Source organism: Sphingomonas sp. 2R-10 (assembly GCF_030062225.1).
Classification (GTDB): Bacteria; Pseudomonadota; Alphaproteobacteria; order Sphingomonadales; family Sphingomonadaceae; genus Sphingomonas.
In genome coordinates this window covers 56,214-73,590 of the sequence record NZ_JASCXF010000007.1, presented here as the reverse complement: position 1 = coordinate 73,590, position 17,377 = coordinate 56,214, and the positions used below count along the sequence as shown (strand labels likewise).

General features: G+C 67.7%; 18 protein-coding genes. 7 read left to right on the top strand and 11 right to left on the bottom strand.

Going from position 1 to position 17,377, the window contains the following annotated elements:
* Window positions 1-15: 15 nt before the first annotated feature.
* The 7 genes from QLH51_RS05050 to gltX all read right to left on the bottom strand — a co-directional run bounded on the left by QLH51_RS05050 (window position 16) and on the right by gltX (window position 6,347).
* Window positions 16-531 (bottom strand): chemotaxis protein CheW, encoded by a 516-nt coding sequence (locus QLH51_RS05050; protein WP_125656341.1) that lies wholly within the window; start codon window positions 529-531, stop codon window positions 16-18.
* Window positions 518-2,470: a chemotaxis protein CheA gene (locus tag QLH51_RS05045; RefSeq protein ID WP_125656344.1), complete on the bottom strand. Its 1,953-nt coding sequence runs from the start codon at window positions 2,468-2,470 to the stop codon at window positions 518-520. Before QLH51_RS05045 ends, QLH51_RS05050 begins: the two co-directional genes overlap by 14 nt.
* Entirely contained in the window at window positions 2,467-2,835 is a 369-nt protein-coding gene (locus tag QLH51_RS05040; RefSeq protein WP_125656347.1) for a response regulator, read from the bottom strand. Before QLH51_RS05040 ends, QLH51_RS05045 begins: the two co-directional genes overlap by 4 nt.
* Window positions 2,832-3,140, bottom strand: coding sequence for an STAS domain-containing protein (locus tag QLH51_RS05035; protein ID WP_125656350.1), 309 nt, complete (start codon window positions 3,138-3,140; stop codon window positions 2,832-2,834). Before QLH51_RS05035 ends, QLH51_RS05040 begins: the two co-directional genes overlap by 4 nt.
* 266 nt (window positions 3,141-3,406) lie before the next feature.
* Window positions 3,407-3,613, bottom strand: coding sequence for a hypothetical protein (locus QLH51_RS05030; protein ID WP_125656354.1), 207 nt, complete (start codon window positions 3,611-3,613; stop codon window positions 3,407-3,409).
* Window position 3,614: 1 nt separating this feature from the next.
* Complete coding sequence (gene gltA, locus QLH51_RS05025) at window positions 3,615-4,898, bottom strand: citrate synthase (RefSeq protein WP_125656356.1); 1,284 nt, start codon at window positions 4,896-4,898, stop codon at window positions 3,615-3,617.
* 18 nt (window positions 4,899-4,916) lie between these two features.
* Entirely contained in the window at window positions 4,917-6,347 is a 1,431-nt protein-coding gene (gltX, locus tag QLH51_RS05020) for a glutamate--tRNA ligase (RefSeq protein WP_125656359.1), read from the bottom strand.
* A gap of 63 nt (window positions 6,348-6,410) precedes the next feature.
* Here gltX and QLH51_RS05015 point away from each other — a divergent pair, with 63 nt between their 5' ends.
* Window positions 6,411-8,558, top strand: a complete 2,148-nt coding sequence (locus tag QLH51_RS05015) for a ComEC/Rec2 family competence protein (protein ID WP_206428927.1) — start codon at window positions 6,411-6,413, stop codon at window positions 8,556-8,558.
* Between the two features lie 135 nt (window positions 8,559-8,693).
* Here the strand turns inward: QLH51_RS05015 and dcd are convergent, their stop codons facing one another.
* From dcd to QLH51_RS04995, 4 genes are read right to left on the bottom strand one after another with little or no spacing between them, the layout of a single operon-like run.
* Window positions 8,694-9,248 carry a dCTP deaminase gene (gene dcd / locus QLH51_RS05010; protein WP_110149249.1) on the bottom strand — a complete coding sequence of 185 codons (555 nt, stop codon included), beginning with the start codon at window positions 9,246-9,248 and terminating at the stop codon, window positions 8,694-8,696.
* The gene (locus QLH51_RS05005; RefSeq protein WP_125656362.1) at window positions 9,245-9,688 is read right to left on the bottom strand and encodes a cytidine deaminase; all 444 of its coding nucleotides are present in this window, start codon (window positions 9,686-9,688) and stop codon (window positions 9,245-9,247) included. Before QLH51_RS05005 ends, dcd begins: the two co-directional genes overlap by 4 nt.
* On the bottom strand, window positions 9,685-10,353 hold the full coding sequence (locus tag QLH51_RS05000) for a GH25 family lysozyme (protein WP_164516103.1): 669 nt from the start codon (window positions 10,351-10,353) through the stop codon (window positions 9,685-9,687). The genes QLH51_RS05005 and QLH51_RS05000 overlap by 4 nt, the downstream gene beginning before the upstream one ends.
* Complete coding sequence (locus tag QLH51_RS04995) at window positions 10,353-10,835, bottom strand: UPF0262 family protein (protein ID WP_125656367.1); 483 nt, start codon at window positions 10,833-10,835, stop codon at window positions 10,353-10,355. Before QLH51_RS04995 ends, QLH51_RS05000 begins: the two co-directional genes overlap by 1 nt.
* 91 nt (window positions 10,836-10,926) lie before the next feature.
* Between QLH51_RS04995 and QLH51_RS04990 the strand changes: the two genes are divergently transcribed.
* The 6 genes from QLH51_RS04990 (at window position 10,927) to QLH51_RS04965 (ending at window position 17,367) form a co-directional block, all read left to right on the top strand.
* Window positions 10,927-12,438, top strand: coding sequence for a replicative DNA helicase (locus QLH51_RS04990; protein WP_125656370.1), 1,512 nt, complete (start codon window positions 10,927-10,929; stop codon window positions 12,436-12,438).
* A gap of 232 nt (window positions 12,439-12,670) precedes the next feature.
* On the top strand, window positions 12,671-13,867 hold the full coding sequence (locus QLH51_RS04985; RefSeq protein ID WP_125656375.1) for an MFS transporter: 1,197 nt from the start codon (window positions 12,671-12,673) through the stop codon (window positions 13,865-13,867).
* Complete coding sequence (locus tag QLH51_RS04980; RefSeq protein ID WP_125656378.1) at window positions 13,864-14,922, top strand: sugar phosphate isomerase/epimerase family protein; 1,059 nt, start codon at window positions 13,864-13,866, stop codon at window positions 14,920-14,922. The genes QLH51_RS04985 and QLH51_RS04980 overlap by 4 nt, the downstream gene beginning before the upstream one ends.
* Window positions 14,919-16,082, top strand: coding sequence for a Gfo/Idh/MocA family protein (locus QLH51_RS04975; RefSeq protein ID WP_206428928.1), 1,164 nt, complete (start codon window positions 14,919-14,921; stop codon window positions 16,080-16,082). The genes QLH51_RS04980 and QLH51_RS04975 overlap by 4 nt, the downstream gene beginning before the upstream one ends.
* Complete coding sequence (locus QLH51_RS04970; protein ID WP_206428929.1) at window positions 16,079-16,456, top strand: c-type cytochrome; 378 nt, start codon at window positions 16,079-16,081, stop codon at window positions 16,454-16,456. Before QLH51_RS04975 ends, QLH51_RS04970 begins: the two co-directional genes overlap by 4 nt.
* Window positions 16,453-17,367, top strand: a complete 915-nt coding sequence (locus tag QLH51_RS04965; RefSeq protein ID WP_125656380.1) for a hydroxypyruvate isomerase family protein — start codon at window positions 16,453-16,455, stop codon at window positions 17,365-17,367. Before QLH51_RS04970 ends, QLH51_RS04965 begins: the two co-directional genes overlap by 4 nt.
* Window positions 17,368-17,377: the final 10 nt, after the last annotated feature.

The window sequence follows — 17,377 nt, the reverse complement described above, 5'->3', positions numbered from 1 at the left end:
AATCCCCCCGAAATTTCAATGGATAGCCGCGCCGGCAGTTTCGCTTCGCGCGATGGACAGGAAAATTGCCTCGAGATCGGGCAGGACCACGACGTCGTCGCCATGCCGGACCAGCGCGCGGACATGGTCGCGGCGCCAGCGCAGCCCGACGACGGGCGGTCCCTCGCTGGCGGTCGCATCGAACGTCGCGACCTCGTGCACCTTGTCGGTGCGCAGGCCGACGATCGTCGGTTCGCCGCCCAGGTCGATCTCGATCACGACGATCCGGCTGTCGGCGGTGGTCGCCGGGACGTCCATCCCAAAGGCGAGGTGCAGGTCGGCGAGCGGGATGATCCGGCCGCGAAAGTTCACGACATGCCGGACCAGCGCCGGGGCGCCCGGCACCCGCGTTTCGGGCATCATGTCGAGAATCTCGCGAACCAGGACCGCTTCCAGAGCGAAGCTTTGCCCACCGAGATCGAAGACGAGGACCTCGAGCCGGTCGTCGTGGTTCCATGGCACGGCGGTCGATTGCATGTCATCCGGCTGCACGCAGCGTCTCCTGATGCGGTTGGCCGAGCGCGATCATCTGGGCAATGTCGAGGATCAGCGCGACCTCGCCATCGCCGAGGATCGTCGCACCGGCAAAGGTCGCGACGCCCTGATGCAGCGTCGACATCGGCTTGATGACCGTCTGGTGGTTGCCGATAATCTGGTCGACGACCAGCCCGATGCGCCCCTGCGGGGTGGCGACCACCACGATCTTCTGGAACGGATCGGGCCGGGTATCGGTCGTGAACACCTCGCGCAGGCGCAGGAACGGCACCAGCTTCTCGCGCAGCGTTATCAGGCTGCGGCCGCGGTGACGCATATCGTCCTCGAGCGAGAGTTCGATACATTCCTCGACCGCGGTCAGCGGGATGACGTAGCGGCCGGTTCCGACGCGGACCAGCAGCCCGTCGATGATGGCGAGGGTGAGCGGAATGCGCAGGGCGATCAGCGAACCTTCGCCCTCGGTCGACTGGACGTCGATCGATCCGCGCAGGCCCTCGATCGTGCGCTTGACCACGTCCATGCCGACGCCGCGGCCCGACAGGTTGGTGACGGTCGCCGCGGTCGAGAAGCCGGGGGCGAAGATCAGTTGCAGCAGGTCGTGGTCGCTGAGCGGCTGGTCGGGCTGGATCAGGCCGTTCGCCTCCGCCTTTGCCCGGACGCGGGTGCGGTCGATGCCGCGGCCGTCGTCGCGGATGGTGATGACGACCTCGCCCCCCGCCTGATGCGCGGCGAGGCGGACGGTGCCGGCGGCGGGCTTGCCCGCGGCGGTGCGGTCGTCGGCGGTCTCGAGCCCATGATCGCAGCTGTTGCGGATCAGGTGGACCATCGGATCGAACAGCCGTTCGATCACGGTCTTGTCGACTTCGGTCGCCTCGCCCGCCGTTTCGAACTCGATCGCCTTGCCGGTATCGCGGGCGAGGTCGTGGATCAGGCGGCGGAAGCGCGCGAAAAGCGAGCCGACCGGGACCATGCGCAGCACCATCATGGTCTCGCGCAGTTCGCCGGCCAGTCGCTCGATCTCTTCGGAGATCGAGCGCAGGACAAGATCCTGTCCCCGGTCGGCGAGCTGCGACAGGCGGCTCTGCGCGATCACCAGTTCGCCGACGCGGTCCATCAGCGCGTCGAGCCGGCCGGCGGGTACGCGCACGCTTTCCTCGGCCTTGGCGGCCGAACGCGCGGCGGGGGTGTCGACGGCGACGGGCGGTGCGGCGAGGGCCGGTTCCTCCTCGACGGGCGCGGGCTCGCTTTCCGGTTCGTCGTCGAGCGCAAGCGGTGCGATGGCGAGTTCCATGTCGTCCATCACGAAGATGAAGACGTCCTCGATATCGTCGCGCTTGACGTCGCCGACCAGCGTGACGTCCCAGCCGACATGGCATTCGGTCGGGACCAGTTGCGACAGCGGCGGGACGGCGTCGGTGCGCGCGACGATGGTGCAGTCGGCCAGTTCGCGCAGTTCATCCAGCAGCATCAGCGGGTTGGTGCCGTTGGCCATCGCATCGAGCGGCAGCTTGAACGACACGGTCCAGCCGGCGCGGGCGGGCGCCCCTGGCGCAGCGGGCGTGATGCCCGACGCTTCGTCGATCGCCGCCTGCAACCGGGCGAGAATAACGTCGCCCTCCGCCTGCGGCGCATCGCCATCGACCAGCGCGCGCATATGGTCCTGCGCCGACAGGATCACCGCGACCAGCCCGGCGGTGGCGGGGACCTGTCCCTTGCGGACGCGGTCGAACGCGGTTTCGCAGTGATGGGTGAAGGCCGCCAGCGCATCGAAGCCGAACATCGCGCCCGACCCCTTGAGCGTGTGCAGCCCACGGAACACGGCGTTGACGAGATCGGTGTCGTCGAGGCGATGGCCGAGGTCGAGCAGGCCCTGTTCGACCTGATCCAGCACCTCGCCCGCCTCGACGCGGAAGGCGGCGACGGGATCGTCGATCACCGGCCGAGTACCTTGCGTGCGACCTTCACCAGCTGATCGGGGACGAACGGCTTCACCAGCCAGCCGGTCGCGCCGGCGGCCTTGGCCTGGTTCTTCATCTCGGGATCGGATTCGGTGGTCAGGAAGATGATCGGCACCCCGGCCTGCGCGGGCTGTTTGCGCAGTTCGCGGATCATCGACAGGCCATCCATGTTCGGCATGTTCAGGTCGGTGACGATCATGTCGAACCTGGTCGCCTCGGCCTTTGCCAGCCCTTCGACGCCGTCGCCGGCCTCGGTCACGCTGTAGCCGGCACCCGTCAGCGCGATGCGGATCGCCATGCGCAGGCTGGCGGAATCGTCGACGGCGAGAATGGAAGCGGTCATTGCAGCGGTACTCCGTGGAACCAGAAAGCGTTGTCGTCGGGGGTCATCGCGTCGGTGAACCCGGCACGGTGGAGAAGGGCGGTGAGCGTGTCGTCGGCGGGGGTTGCCAGACGGACGGCGGTGCCGCGCAGCCGGGCCTCGGCGCGCAGGCTCTCGATCAGTTGCACGACGCTGAGGTCGGGGGCGGTCAGCCCGGCGGCGTCGAGCACGATGTCCACATCCGGCGGCAGGTCGCGTAGCGCGTCGGCGACGGTACCGACCGACTCCATCGTCACGTCGGGCGGCAAGAAGATCGTAGACGGCATATGGTAGAACCCCCCGATGACTGGGAGTTGCTTCGCAGCGGCTGCTTAAGATCGATTTAAGCACGGCGCAGGCGCCAGCGGTCCCGAAGTTCCGGCGGATCGCCTGCGGTCGATGCCGTTAACCATGTCGTCGCGCGTTGCGCAGGTACGACGTCGGCGGCCGCGACGGCGGGTTAACGTTTGCGCGGCGTGAGCGTCATTCGAAAGTCTGAGAGGAAATATGCGCAAAATTCGCGCAGGGCCAGCCGCGGTGACGGCCGGCGCGATCAGCGGCGCGGCAGGCGGCGCGCGATCAGGATCAGCAGCAGGCCGAGCGCGGCGGTCACCGATCCGGTAATGACCCAGAGATACTGGTCGATCATGAAGGAACTGGCGGGCCAGCGGATGATCCCCATCCCCTGACCCAGCCAGAACAGTCCGACGAACGCGAGGATCGCGCCAACGATCGTGAGCGTGCGCCGGACGTAGCGCATGTCAGCGCTTGCCCACGGGTAGATAGTCGCGCTGCGTCGGGCCGGTGTAGAGCTGGCGCGGACGGCCGATCTTCTGCTCGGGGTCCGAGATCATCTCGTTCCACTGCGCGACCCAGCCGACGGTGCGGGCCAGCGCGAACAGCGCGGTGAACATCGTCGTCGGGAAACCGATCGCCGACAGGATGACGCCCGAATAGAAATCGACGTTCGGGAACAGCTTTTTCTCGCGGAAATAGTCGTCGTTCAGCGCGATCTCTTCCAGCTGCAGCGCGGTTTCGAACACGGGGTCGTTGACGCCGAGCGAATCGAACACTTCGCGCACGGTCTTCTGCATCACCGTCGCGCGGGGATCATAGTTCTTATAGACGCGGTGGCCGAAGCCCATCAGGCGGAACGGATCGTCCTTGTTCTTGGCACGGGCGATATATTCCGGAATGCGGTCGGGCGTGCCGATCTCGCGCAGCATGTTGAGCGCGGCTTCGTTCGCGCCGCCATGCGCCGGACCCCACAGACAGGCGATGCCCGCCGCGATGCAGGCGAACGGGTTGGCACCCGACGAACCGGCAAGGCGCACGGTCGAGGTCGAGGCGTTCTGTTCATGGTCGGCATGCAGGATGAAGATCCGGTCCAGCGCCTTCTCGACGACCGGGTTCACCTCATATTCCTCGGCCGGCACGCCGAACGTCATGCGCAGGAAATTGCCGGTGTAGCTCAGGTCGTTCTTCGGATAGATGAACGGCTGACCCACGCTGTACTTGTACGCCATCGCCGCGATCGTCGGCATCTTGGCGATCAGCCGGTGCGACGCGATCATCCGCTGGTGCGGATCGGTGATGTCGGTCGAATCGTGGTAGAAGGCCGACAGCGCGCCGACGACGCCGCACATCACCGCCATCGGGTGGGCATCGCGACGGAAGCCGCGGTAGAACCCCGCCAGCTGTTCGTGCAGCATGGTGTGGCGGGTGATCGTCCCGGTGAACTTGTTCAGTTCGTCGCCCGAGGGCAGTTCGCCGTTCAGCAGGAGATAGGCGACCTCCATGAAGCTCGACCCTTCGGCCAGCTGCCCGATCGGATAGCCGCGGTGGAGCAGTACGCCTTCGTCGCCGTCGATATAGGTCAGCGCCGAATCGCAGCTGGCGGTCGAGGTGAAGCCGGGATCGTAGGTGAAGGCGCCCGTCTGGGCATAGAGCTTGCGGATATCGATGACGTCGGGACCGATCGTGCCCGAGCGTACCGGCAAATCGACGTCCTTGCCCGCAACCTGCAATTTCGCGTTATCGGCCATCTGGCGTCTCCTGTCTCGTTATGCGGCCGGTGCGGCCATCTGGTCTTTGATGCGGCCCAGGCTCTCGTCGCGACCCAGCAGGGCGAGCACGTCGAAGATACCCGGTGAGGTGCGCGAGCCCGTCAGCGCGGCGCGAAGCGGTTGCGCGGCAGCACCCAGCTTCAACCCCGCCGCCTCCGCCACTTCGCGTACCGCAGCTTCGATTGTCTCCGTATCCCATGCTGCGAGTGCGTCAAGCGCGTCGTGCAACTGCGACAAAATCGCACGGGCGTCGGGCGTCAGTAGCGCGGTCGCGCCATCGTCCATTGCCAGCGGGCGGGAGCGGAAGAAGAAGGCGGCGTTGGCGGCCAGTTCGTTGATATCGGCCGCCCGGACCTTCAGCACCGGCATGGCGCGGTGCAGCAGATCGCGGTCGATCCCGGCCGGCAGGCGCCCGGCGACCAGGTCGGTCAGGCGGGCGTCGTCGGCTTCGCGGATGTAGTGGCCGTTGAGGTTCAGCAGCTTCTTGGTGTCGAAGCGCGACGGCGAACGGCCGACACCCGAAAGGTCGAACACCTCGGTCCCGCGTTCGCGGCTGATGATCTCCTCGTCGCCATGGCCCCAGCCCAGACGCAGCAGGTAATTGTTCAGCGCTTCGGGCAGCACGCCCAGTTCGTCGCGATATGCCTCGACGCCCAGCGCGCCGTGACGCTTCGACAGCTTGGCGCCGTCAGCGCCGTGGATCAGCGGGACATGGGCATAGACCGGATCGGGCCAGCCGCCCTCGACCGCGTCCATCGCGCGGATCAGTGCCAGCTGGCGGAAGGCGTTGTTGAGGTGGTCGTCGCCGCGGATGACGTGGGTCACGCCCATGTCGTGATCGTCTACCACGACCGCCAGCATATAGGTGGGCGTGCCGTCGGAGCGCAGCAGGACGAAATCGTCGAGTTCGGCATTGGCGACGGTGACGTCGCCCTGCACCTGATCGGAGATCGTGACCGAGCCTTCCTTCGGCGCCTTCAGGCGGACGACGAAGGGCGCGCCGTGTGGAGCGTCCTCCGGTGCGCGATCGCGCCAGCGGCCGTCGTAGCGGATCGGCTTGCCGGCCGCGCGCTGTCCGTCGCGTAGCGCGGTCAGCTCTTCGGGCGTGGCGTAGCAGCGATAGGCATGGCCGGCGTCGAGCAATTGCTTCGCGACGGCGGCGTGACGATCGGCGCGGGCGAACTGGAACACGGCGTCGCCGTCCCAGTCGAGGCCGAGCCAGCGCATCCCGTCGAGGATCGCGTCGATCGCGGGCTGGGTCGAGCGCGCACGATCGGTATCCTCGATCCGCAGCAGGAAGCGGCCGCCATGACGGCGGGCATAGAGCCAGTTGAACAGCGCGGTGCGCGCGCCGCCGATGTGGAGAAAGCCGGTCGGTGACGGCGCAAAACGGGTGACGACAGGCGTCGCGGAATTGGTTGCGCCCAAGCGCGGATGCTCCCAGACATCGGGTGGAACGATATGGCAAACTCAGCCGCGACCGCCCCTAGCATGGCACCCGGCACGCTTCAAACCGTGCGCCCCCCGTTCGGGTTCCTCGGGGCGCTGGAGGCGTTGGCGGAAGCCGAGCGGGGGCAATTGCCGCTGTGGATGCCGGTCGCGCTGGGCTCCGGCATCGCCGCGTGGTTCCTGTTGCCGGGGCAGGGGGCGTGGGCTGCGTTCCTGTTGCTGGCGCTGTCGGTCGCGTTGGCAGGGATGGTGCTGCCATGGGGAACGCGGACCGCGCGGGCGATCACGCTGGCGGGCATGCTGGCGATGCTGGGCTGTGCGCTGGTGTGGTGGCGGGCGGAGCGGGTCGCCGCGCCGGTGCTGGCGCGCCCGGTGGTGGCGGCGTTCACCGGCACGGTCGAACGGGTCGAACCGTTGCCGGCGCGCGACCTGGTGCGACTGACGTTGCGGCCGGGGATGGAGGCAGGGCTGCCGCCACGGGTGCGGGTCAATGTCGCGGAAACCGACGTGCCGGCGGGGATCGTCGCGGGTAGCCGCATCTCGCTCCGCGCACGGCTGATGCCGCCGCCGTCCGCCGCGCTGCCGGGTGCCTATGACTTTGCGCGGACCGCGTGGTTTCAGGGGATCGGCGCGACCGGGCGCGGCTTTGCGCCGATCCGGGTCGTCGCGGCGGGCGATGCCGGCAATGCCGGGCTGCGCGCGGCACTGACCGGGCATATCGTCGCACGGGTCGATGGCAGCGCGGGCGGAATCGCGGCGGCGTTCGTCACCGGCGACCGCGGGGCGATCGACGAAGTCGATGCGGAAGCGATGCGGCGGTCGGGGCTGGCGCACCTGTTGTCGATCAGCGGGCTGCACGTGACCGCGGTCGTCGTGGCGACGATGACGCTGGTGCTGAAACTGCTCGCGCTGTTCCCGCCGCTGGCGCTGCGCGTCCGGTTGCCGGTGGTGGCGGCCGGCGCGGGGGCGCTGGCGGCGCTGGGTTATACCTGGCTGTCGGGGGCGGACGTGCCGACGGTGCGGTCGTGCATCGCCGCACTGCTGGTGCTGGCGGCGCTGTCGCTGGGGCGCGAGGCGATCACGCTGCGGATGATCGCGACCGGCGCGTTGCTGGTGCTGCTGGTCCTGCCCGAATCGCTGGCCGGACCGAGCTTCCAACTGAGCTTCGCCGCGGTTACCGCGATCGTGGCGCTGCACGAACATCCGCGCGTGCGCCGGTGGTTCCTGGCGCGCGACGAGGCGGTGTGGCGGCGGTTGCTGCGCGGCCTCGCTTCGCTGCTGCTGACCGGGCTGGTGGTCGAGGCTGCGCTGATGCCGATCGGCCTGTATCATTTCCACAAGGCCGGGCTGTACGGTGCGCTGGCCAACATCGTCGCGATCCCGCTGACGACCTTCGTCACCATGCCGCTGGAGGCGCTGGCGCTGCTGCTCGATTTGGTCGGGCTGGGTGCGCCGGCATGGTGGGCGGTCGAGCGGTCGCTGGTGCTATTGTTGTGGATCGCGCACCGCGTGTCATCGGCACCGGGGTCGGTCGCCGCGCTGCCGGCGATGCCGGACGGGGCGTTCGCGCTGATGGTCGTCGGCGGGCTGTGGATCGCGTTGTGGCGCGCGCGGTGGCGGCGCTGGGGCGTGGTGCCGGTGGTGGCGGGGGCAGTCTGGGCGTTGGCGACGCCCGCGCCGGACCTGCTGGTGACCGGGGACGGGCGGCATCTGGCGCTGGCGACCGACGATGGCGGCATGGCGATCCTGCGCGACCGGGCGGGCGACTATGTCCGATCGACGCTGGGTGAGGGCGGGGGTGTTACCGGCGACCTGCCGCCGCTGTCCGGGCAACCGAATGCGCGGTGCAGCCCGGACCTGTGCGTCGCGACGCGCATGACGGGCGGGCGGCGCTGGACGATCCTCGCGACGCGCAGCGGCTATGCGGTGCCGTGGGCGGAACTGGTCGCCGCGTGCGCACGCGCCGATATCGTGGTCAGCGAACGGCGTCTGCCGGAGAAATGCCGGCCGCGTTGGCTGAAGCTCGACCGCAAGATGCTGGCGCGGACCGGCGGGGTGGCGGTGACGCTGTCGACCGGGCGGGTGACGACGGTGCGGCGCGGCGGGCAGCACCCGTGGGAGGTGCCGCAGACGATCGCCCCGCCGCGTGCCGTGAAGAATGCGCGTCTATTCCGATCTCGCAACACCTGACAAACCCGGATCGCAACAGACGTCGTCCCAGCGAAGACTGGGACCTTCCGGTGACGGCACAGGACAGGAGCCGCTCGAGGCCCCAGCCTTCGCTGGGGCGACGTTTCCTTCGAGCGCCTTCGACCGGTCGAAGTCTTACAACCGTGGCAGCGTCACGCCGCGCTGGCCCATATATTTGCCGGCGCGATCGGCATAGCTGGTGCCGCAGGGCTGGTCGCCTTTCAGGAACAGGAACTGGCATGCGCCTTCATTGGCATAGATTTTCGCTGGCAGCGGCGTGGTGTTCGAGAACTCCAGCGTGACATGGCCCTCCCATTCGGGCTCCAGCGGGGTCACGTTCACGATGATGCCGCAGCGGGCATAGGTCGACTTGCCGAGGCAGATGACCAGCACGTCGCGCGGTACGCGGAAATATTCGACGGTGCGGGCCAGCGCGAAGCTGTTGGGCGGGATGATGCACACGTCGGTCTTGCGATCGACGAAGCTGTTCTGCGCGAAGTCCTTGGGGTCCACCACCGCCGAATCGACGTTGGTGAAGATCTTGAACTCGTCCGACACCCGCGCGTCATAGCCATAGGACGACAGGCCGTAGCTGATGCAGCCCTCCCGGCGCTGCGATTCGACGAACGGCTCGATCATGCCGGTCGCCAGCGCCTGCTCGCGAATCCAGTGGTCCGACAGGATGCTCATGCGATTCCCCCAATGCCGAGATCGGCCGGTCCGAACGCGTGCGGCAGCAGGTCGGACAGACGATAGGTTTCGATGGTGCCGCCGCCCAGCCCGGCGCAATGGACGGCGAGGTCGCGGCCGCCCATCTGCGCCGCTTCGTTCAGCACCTGCCGGCAGCGGCCACAGGGGCGAACGGATACGACGTCCGCTGCCCCCATCCGACCGCCGACGATGCCGACCGCGACGATGTCGCCCAGCCGGCCGGCAGCGCTGGCGGTCGCGGTGGCAACGGTTTCGGCGCACAGCGACAGGCCATAGCTGGCGTTTTCGAAATTGGTGCCGGTGACGATCGAGCCATCGGTCAGCAGCAGCGCCGCCCCGACCGCGAAGCGCGAATAGGGCGCATGGGCATGGACGGCGGCGCGGCGGGCCGCGTCGATCAACGCTTCGGGATCGGTCATTGGGCGGCTACACTCCACGCGACGCTGTCGGCGACGCCTTCGACGCGCCGCTTCGGGTTCGCCTGCCACAATCGCCACGGCCGCGCCAGATAGTCGGGCTCGAAGAAGCGCCGCGTCGCCCAGAGCGGGCGGACGATCGCGTCGCTGACCCGGTACTCGGCCTCGAACGCCGGGGAGATGCGCAACATCATCGCCCGCCCGTCATGATATTCGGCCGGGGCGAGGAAGCCGCGGATCGCGGTCAGCACCTGCGCGCGCGTCGGCCGCGTTTCGCATCCGGCGGCGAAATCGAGCGCCAGTGCGGCGGGCAGCGCGTCGGCGGCACGCGGCACGGTGGTGAGATAGGCGGTGACCTGATCGGCGGTCGGTTCGCACAAGGAAAAGACGTGAAGCGCACCATGGCGCAGCCCGGCGGCATGGGCACCGTTCCAGTTCGCCTCGAACGCGGGATCACGCGCCGTACCGTTCGATGCGGTGACGAAGGCGAAGTCCGCGCCGCGCGCGCGCACCATCGGCCAGTCGACCGGTCCGTCGGCGGCGGCAACGCTCAGCCCCTGTACCGGAAAGCGCGTCGCATCGGGGCGCCATCCGAGCGACCAGCGCCAGGTGACGACGGCCGCGATCGCCAGCACTACGCCCAAGCCAAGGATCAACCGGGTCCGCATCATCCCTTGATATGCAGCACGCAGATCAGGGTGAACAGGCGGCGCGCGGTGTCGAAATCGATCGCGACCTTGCCGTCCAGCCGTTCGCGCAGCGCCTCGGCCGCTTCGTTGTGGATGCCGCGGCGGGCCATGTCGATCGTCTCGATCTCGTGCGGGGTCGCTTGGCGGATGGCTTTGTAATAGCTGTCGCAGATCGCGAAATAGTCGCGGATCGGGCGGCGCAGGCGCGCCATGCCGAGCACCAGCGTCTCGATCAGCGTGCCGTCCTCGCGCGCGATCTCGATCGCGAGGCGTCCTTCGGGTACCGACAGCGCGATGCGATAGGGGCCGGCATAGTTGTCCGGGGTTTCGCGTTGCGGGGCGAAATGATTCGCCTCCAGCAGGTCGAAGATCGCGATCCGGCGTTCCTGTTCGATATCGGCGCTGCGCCACAGGATGGTGCGCTCGTCGAGGGTCACGTCGATGATCCGGGGATCGGCCATGGCCTCCTGTTGCCGCTTCCCGGCACGGCGTCCACCGCAAAATGCGCTGTCAAGCGGTTGAGCGCGAGGCCAAGGTCTGGGACAAGGGGGCATGGCCACTGTTCACAGCATCGGCGGGGCAACACCCCCGCAACCCCCGCGCGTGCCCCACAATGTCGACGCGGAGGCGGCGCTGCTGGGCGCGATGCTGATCGACAACGGCCTTGCCGACGACATGGTCGAGCGGCTGGAGGCCGAGCATTTCTACGACCCGCTGCACGCGCGCATCTTCGAACGGATCCGCGACGTCCGCCGGACGGGGATGATCGCCAGCCCGGTGACGCTCAAGCCGATGTTCGATGGCGACGAATTGCTCGCCCCGCGCGGCGGTCAGAAATATCTCGTCGACCTGACGGGGTCGCAGGCGGGCCTGATCGGTGCGCGGCAGATCGCGCAGCAGATCTACGACCTGGCGCAGCTGCGCGCGCTGATTACCGTCGGTCGGACGCTGGTGGAGAATGCCACCGACACCTCGACCGAGGTCGATCCCAAGAAGCAGATCGAGGCGGCCGAGGAAGCGCTGTTCAAGGTCGCGGCCGAGGGCAGTTCGGCCAATGCGGTAAAGTCGTTCGCGCAGGCAACGACGATGGCGGTGCGCATGGCCGAGCGCGCGATGAACTCGGGCGGCGGGTTGTCGGGCGTCACCACCGGCCTCGATTCGGTCAACGGCCGGATCGGCGGCATGCACCACAGCGATCTCATCATCCTTGCCGGGCGGCCAGGCATGGGCAAGACGTCGCTTGCCACCAACATCGCGTTCAACGCCGCCCAGCGGTACATGGACGACCAGCGCGCGGGGATGGAAAAGGGCAAGTCGGTCGGCGCGAAGGTCGCGTTCTTCAGCCTTGAAATGTCCGCCGATCAGCTGGCGACGCGCATCATGGCCGAACAGGCGTCGATCAGTTCCGAAGCGTTGCGCATGGGCAAGATCCGCAAGGAGGATTTTACCCGCCTCGCCAACGCCGCCGCCGATCTCGAGCAGTTGCCGCTCTATATCGACGATACTGCCGGCCTCTCGATCTCCGGCCTGCATACCCGCGTCCGCCGGTTGCAGCGCAAGCTGGACGGCGAGCTGGGGCTGGTGGTCGTCGATTATCTCCAGCTGTTGCAGGGGTCGGGCAAGGGCAGCGACAACCGCGTGCAGGAAATCTCGGAGATTTCGCGCGGATTGAAGACGCTGGCCAAGGATATCGGCGTGCCGGTGATGGCACTGTCGCAGCTGTCGCGTGCCGTGGAACAGCGCGAGGACAAGCGGCCGCAGCTGTCCGATCTTCGCGAGTCGGGGTCGATCGAGCAGGACGCCGACATGGTGTGGTTCGTATACCGCGAGGATTATTATGTCGCGGCCAAGGAGCCCAAGCGACCCCGCGACGGCGACGATGCGCGGGTGTTTGAGGATCATGCCAAATGGGCGATGGATATGGAACGTGTCTATGGCCTCGCCGAGCTGATTATCGCCAAGCAGCGCCACGGCGCGACCGGCAAGGTCACGCTGAAGTTCGAGCCGCAGATCACGAAATTCAGCGATTATGCCGGCGGGGGTTTCAGCGGGCTGGAGGAATAGCCGCACCGGCACCGATCCGCGCATTGCCTTCACCGGCCACCATGACGCTACGGCCCCGCCGGGTGCGGTGCGGATTGTCGAAACAATGAATACGGTTACATCCGGCCTTTACAGCGCTGTCATACCTACCTAGCCTTCAGGACGATCAAGCAGACAAAAACCGCGGAGGGGATGGCGAATGGCCATAGCGGAGGACGTTGGGCGTCGTACGCGCGCATCGGTCGAAGGCGGGATGACCGCACGGCTGAGCGCACTGATGTTCATGCAGTTTTTCATCTGGGGCGCGTGGCAGGTCACGCTGGGCCTCGTCATGCAGACGGTCGGCATCGGCAACCTGATCGGCAACGCGTTCTCGATGGGGCCGATCGCGTCGATCGTCGGATCGCTGCTGCTGGGCATGGTCGCCGCGCGCTATGTCGCGCCCCGGATGCTGATGGTGATCCTGCATCTGGTCGGCGGCGTGCTGCTGTTCCTGATGCCCTCGCTCATCACGCCGGAACGCGGCGGCACCTTCGTGTGGCTGCTGCTGGGCTACATGATCCTCTACATGCCGACCGTCGGTCTGGCGAACACGATCGCGCTTAAAAGCTTCGGCACGCGGACCGACAATTTCCCCTTCGTCCGCGCGTTCGGCACGATCGGCTGGATCGCGTCGGGCCTCATCATCGGCTGGGCCGGGCTGTCGGCCAGCCCGCAGATATTCACCGTCGCGGCGGTCGTGTCGATCGCGCTCGGCATCTACAGCTTCACGCTGCCGGCGGTCGAGGCGGACCGGCCGCAGGGCGGCAGCGTGCTGGCGCAGGTGTTCTGCGTCGAGGCATTCGGGCTGATGCGGCAGAAGTCGTTCCTGATCTTCATCACCTGCGCGACGCTGATCTCGGTCCCGCTGGCGATGTACTACGCCTATGCCTCGCCCTATGTCGGCGCGGCGGGGATCGAGAATGTCGGCGGCACGCTGGCGATCGGGCAGATGTCCGAACTGGTGTTCATGTTCTCGATGCCGTGGCTCTATCGCCGCTTCGGGGTGAAGCCGCTGCTGCTGGTCGGCATGGCCGCATGGGCGCTGCGCTATGCGCTGTTCGCGATCGGTGACGGCGGCACGGGGCTGTGGGCGGTCTATCTGGGCGTCGCGCTGCACGGCGTATGCTACGACTTCTTCTTTGTCGCCGGGGCCATCTATGTCGGCACCATCGCCACGCCGAAGGGCGTCAATGCGCAGGCGCAGGGGATGTTGACGCTGTTCACCTATGGCGTCGGCATGCTGCTCGGCTCGCAGATCGGTGCGCTGCTCTATGCGCAGCTTCCCGCCAATCCGACGATCGCCGACTGGCAGGGCATGTGGGTCTATCCCGCCATCGCCGCCGCCGCGATCGCATTGCTGTTCCAACTCACCTTCCGCGACGATCGTCGCACGGAGACCGTGGCATGACGGGCATGAAGGGGCCGGGCATCTTCCTGGCGCAGTTCCTGGGCGATACCGCCCCGTTCGACACGCTGGAGAACATGGCCGAGTGGGCCGCCGGTCTCGGCTATATCGGGGTGCAGATCCCGTGCGACAGCCGGCTGATCGACCTGAAGACCGCGTCGGAAAGCCAGGACTATTGCGACGAGCTGACCGGCAAGCTGGCGGTCCACGGCATCGCGGTGACCGAGCTGTCGACCCATTTGCAGGGGCAGCTGGTCGCGGTCCATCCGGCCTATGACACGCTGTTCGACGGCTTCGCGCCGGCGGAAGTGCACGGCAAGCCGGCCGAGCGTCAGCTGTGGGCGGTCGAGCAGGTCAAGATGGCGGCGAAGGCCAGCGCGAAGCTGGGGCTGAAGGCGCATGCGACCTTTTCCGGCGCGCTGGCATGGCCGTACGTCTATCCGTGGCCGCAGCGTCCGGCGGGTCTGGTCGAGGAAGCGTTCGCCGAACTGGCGCGGCGCTGGACCCCGATCCTCGACGTGTTCGAGGACCATGGCGTGCATTGCGCGTTCGAGGTCCATGCCGGCGAGGATTTGCACGACGGCGCGACGTGGGAGCGGTTCCTCGATGCGGTGAAGGGGCACAATGCCGCGCGCCTGCTGTTCGATCCGTCGCATTACGTGTTGCAGCAACTCGACTATCTCGATTTCATCGACCGCTATCACGACCGGATTTCGTGCTTCCATGTCAAGGACGCCGAGTTCAATCCGACCGGACGGTCGGGCGTCTATGGCGGGTATCAGAACTGGGTCGATCGGGCCGGGCGGTTCCGGTCGCTGGGTGACGGGCAGGTCGATTTCTCGGGCGTGTTCAGCCGCATGGCGCAATATGGCTATGACGGCTGGGCGGTGCTGGAATGGGAGTGCGCGCTCAAGAACTCGGCCGACGGCGCGGCCGAGGGGGCGCCGTTCATCGATGCGCACATGATCCGCCTGACCGAACGGCCGTTCGACGATTTCGCGGCGAGCGGCGTCGACCGCGCGGCGATCCGGCAGCTGATGGGGCTGTCGGCGCAATGACCACGCGCCACGAACCGTTGAAGCTGGCGATGGCCGGCGGGGGCGAGGGCGCGTTCATCGGCGCGATCCACCGCAACGCCGCCGCGCTGGACGGTAACTGGCGGCTGGTCGGGGGGACGTTCAGCAGCGACGGCGCGCGCAACGATCGCAGCGGCGCGGTGCTGGGGCTCGATCCGGCGCGGGTCTATCCGACGATCGAGGCGCTGATCGCTGCCGAGCGCGCGCTGCCCGCGGGCGAGCGGATCGACGCGCTGGCGATCGTGACGCCCAACCACCTCCATGCGCCGATGGCGATCGCCGCGCTGGAGGCGGGTATCCACGTCTTCTGCGAAAAGCCGATGGCGATGAATTCGGCCGAGGCGCAGGCGATCGCCGCCGCGGCGGAACGCGGCGGTGCGAAGTTCGCGCTGGCATTCACCTATAGCGGGTATCCGCTGATCGAAGAGGCGCGCGTCCGGGTAAGTCGCGGCGATCTGGGAAAAATCCGGGTCGTTCAGGTCGAGTATCTGCAAGGGTGGCTAAGCCTGCCGATCGATGGCGAAGGTAACAAACAGGCTGCGTGGCGCACCGATCCGGCAAAGGCCGGGATGGGCGGCTGCCTGGGCGATATCGGCACCCATGCCTTTCATCTGGCCGAGCATGTGGCGGGCGTGCGCGTCGAATCAGTATGTGCCGACTTGACCGTGCATGTGCCCGGACGGCGGCTGGACGACGATGTCAGCGCGTTGCTGCGCTTCGACGGGGGCGCGCGCGGTACGCTGAAGGCCAGTCAGGTCGCGGCGGGCGAGGAGAACGGGCTGAAGCTGCGGGTGTCGGGCGAGCATGGCACGCTCGAATGGGCGCAGATGGAGCCGAACACGCTGACGCTGCGCTGGCTCGACCGGCCGACCGAGGTGGTGCGCGCGGGCGGGCCGGGGCTCAGCCCCTCGACGCAGGCGCTGCTGCGCACTCCGTCGGGCCATCCCGAGGGCTATATCGAGGCGTTCGCCAACCTGTATCAGGGATTTGCCGCGCAGTTGCAGGGCAGGGACGACCGGTTCGTGCCCGGCCTTGCCGACGGATTGCGGACGATGGCGTTCATCGAGGCGATGATCGCCAACGCCGCCGGCGACGACAAATGGACCCCGGTTTCGGGGCGCGTATCAGGAGAGTATCGATGAAGCTGTTGATGGGCATCGCCATCGCCGGGGCCAGCGCGACCGTCGCGCTGCTCGCCACCGCCACGCCGACCACCGCACAGACCCCGGCACCGGCCGCGTTCAACGCGTGCAAGGCGTGCCACACGGTCAACAAGGGCGGGCGCAACGGCATCGGCCCGAACCTGAACGGTGTGGTCGGACGCCCCGCGGCGTCGGTCGCCGGTTTCAACTATTCGCCGGCGATGAAGGCGTCGAAGCTGCGCTGGGACGCCAAGACGCTCGACGAATATCTGGCCGGCCCGACCAAGAAGGTGCCCGGTACGCGGATGCCGATCGCGACGCCCGATCCGGCGAAGCGTGCGGCGATCATCGCCTATCTGACGTCCGCCAAATGAGCGGGGTGTCGCGCCGCACGGTGATGGCGGGCGGCGCTGCGGCGACGCTGGCGGTTGGCGTCGGCGCGGCACAGCGTCCGCCGTCGAACGCCGCGCGCTTCTCGCTGAAATATGCGCCGCACGAGGGCAGCTTCGCCAGCCGCGGCGGGCGGATCGAACAGATCGCCTATGCCGCCGACCAGGGCTTCACCGCGTGGGAGGACAACGAGGCCGCCCTGCGCAGCGTCGCCGAACAGACCGCGATGGCGAAGGCGTTGCAGCAGCGGGGCATGACGATGGGGGTGTTCGTCGCCTCCATGCCGAAATGGGCGCAGTCGCGGCCGTTGCTGGGTGCCAATGACGGGGCGGAGCGCGAGGCGTTCCTTGCCGACATCCGCGCCTCGATCGACGTCGCCAGGCGGCTGTCGGCGACGCGGATGACGGTGGTCACCGGCTTCATGGACCCAAAGGTGCCGGTGGATATCCAGACCGCGCGGGTGATCGACGTGATGCGCCGCGCGGGCGAGATCGTCGCGCCGCATGGGATCGCGATGGTGATGGAGCCGCTGAACACCCGCACCAACCATCCCGGCGTCTATATGCAGACGATCGCGCAGGGCTATGCCGTCGCGCGCGGGGCGAACAGTCCGGGGGTGAAGATCCTTGCCGACCTGTATCACGAGCAGATCCAGTCGGGGAACCTGATCCCCACGCTCGACACCTGCTGGGACGAGGTCGGCTATATCCAGTTCGGTGACAATCCCGGCCGCAACGAGCCCGGGACCGGCGAGATCAACTATGCCCGGATCGTCCAGTGGCTGCGCGGCAAGCGCTATGCCGGGGTGATCGGCATGGAACATGGCAATTCGATCAAGGGTCGCGCGGGCGAGGAGGCGCTGGTCGCCGCCTATCGCCGGATCGACCAGGCTTAAACAGGGGAGG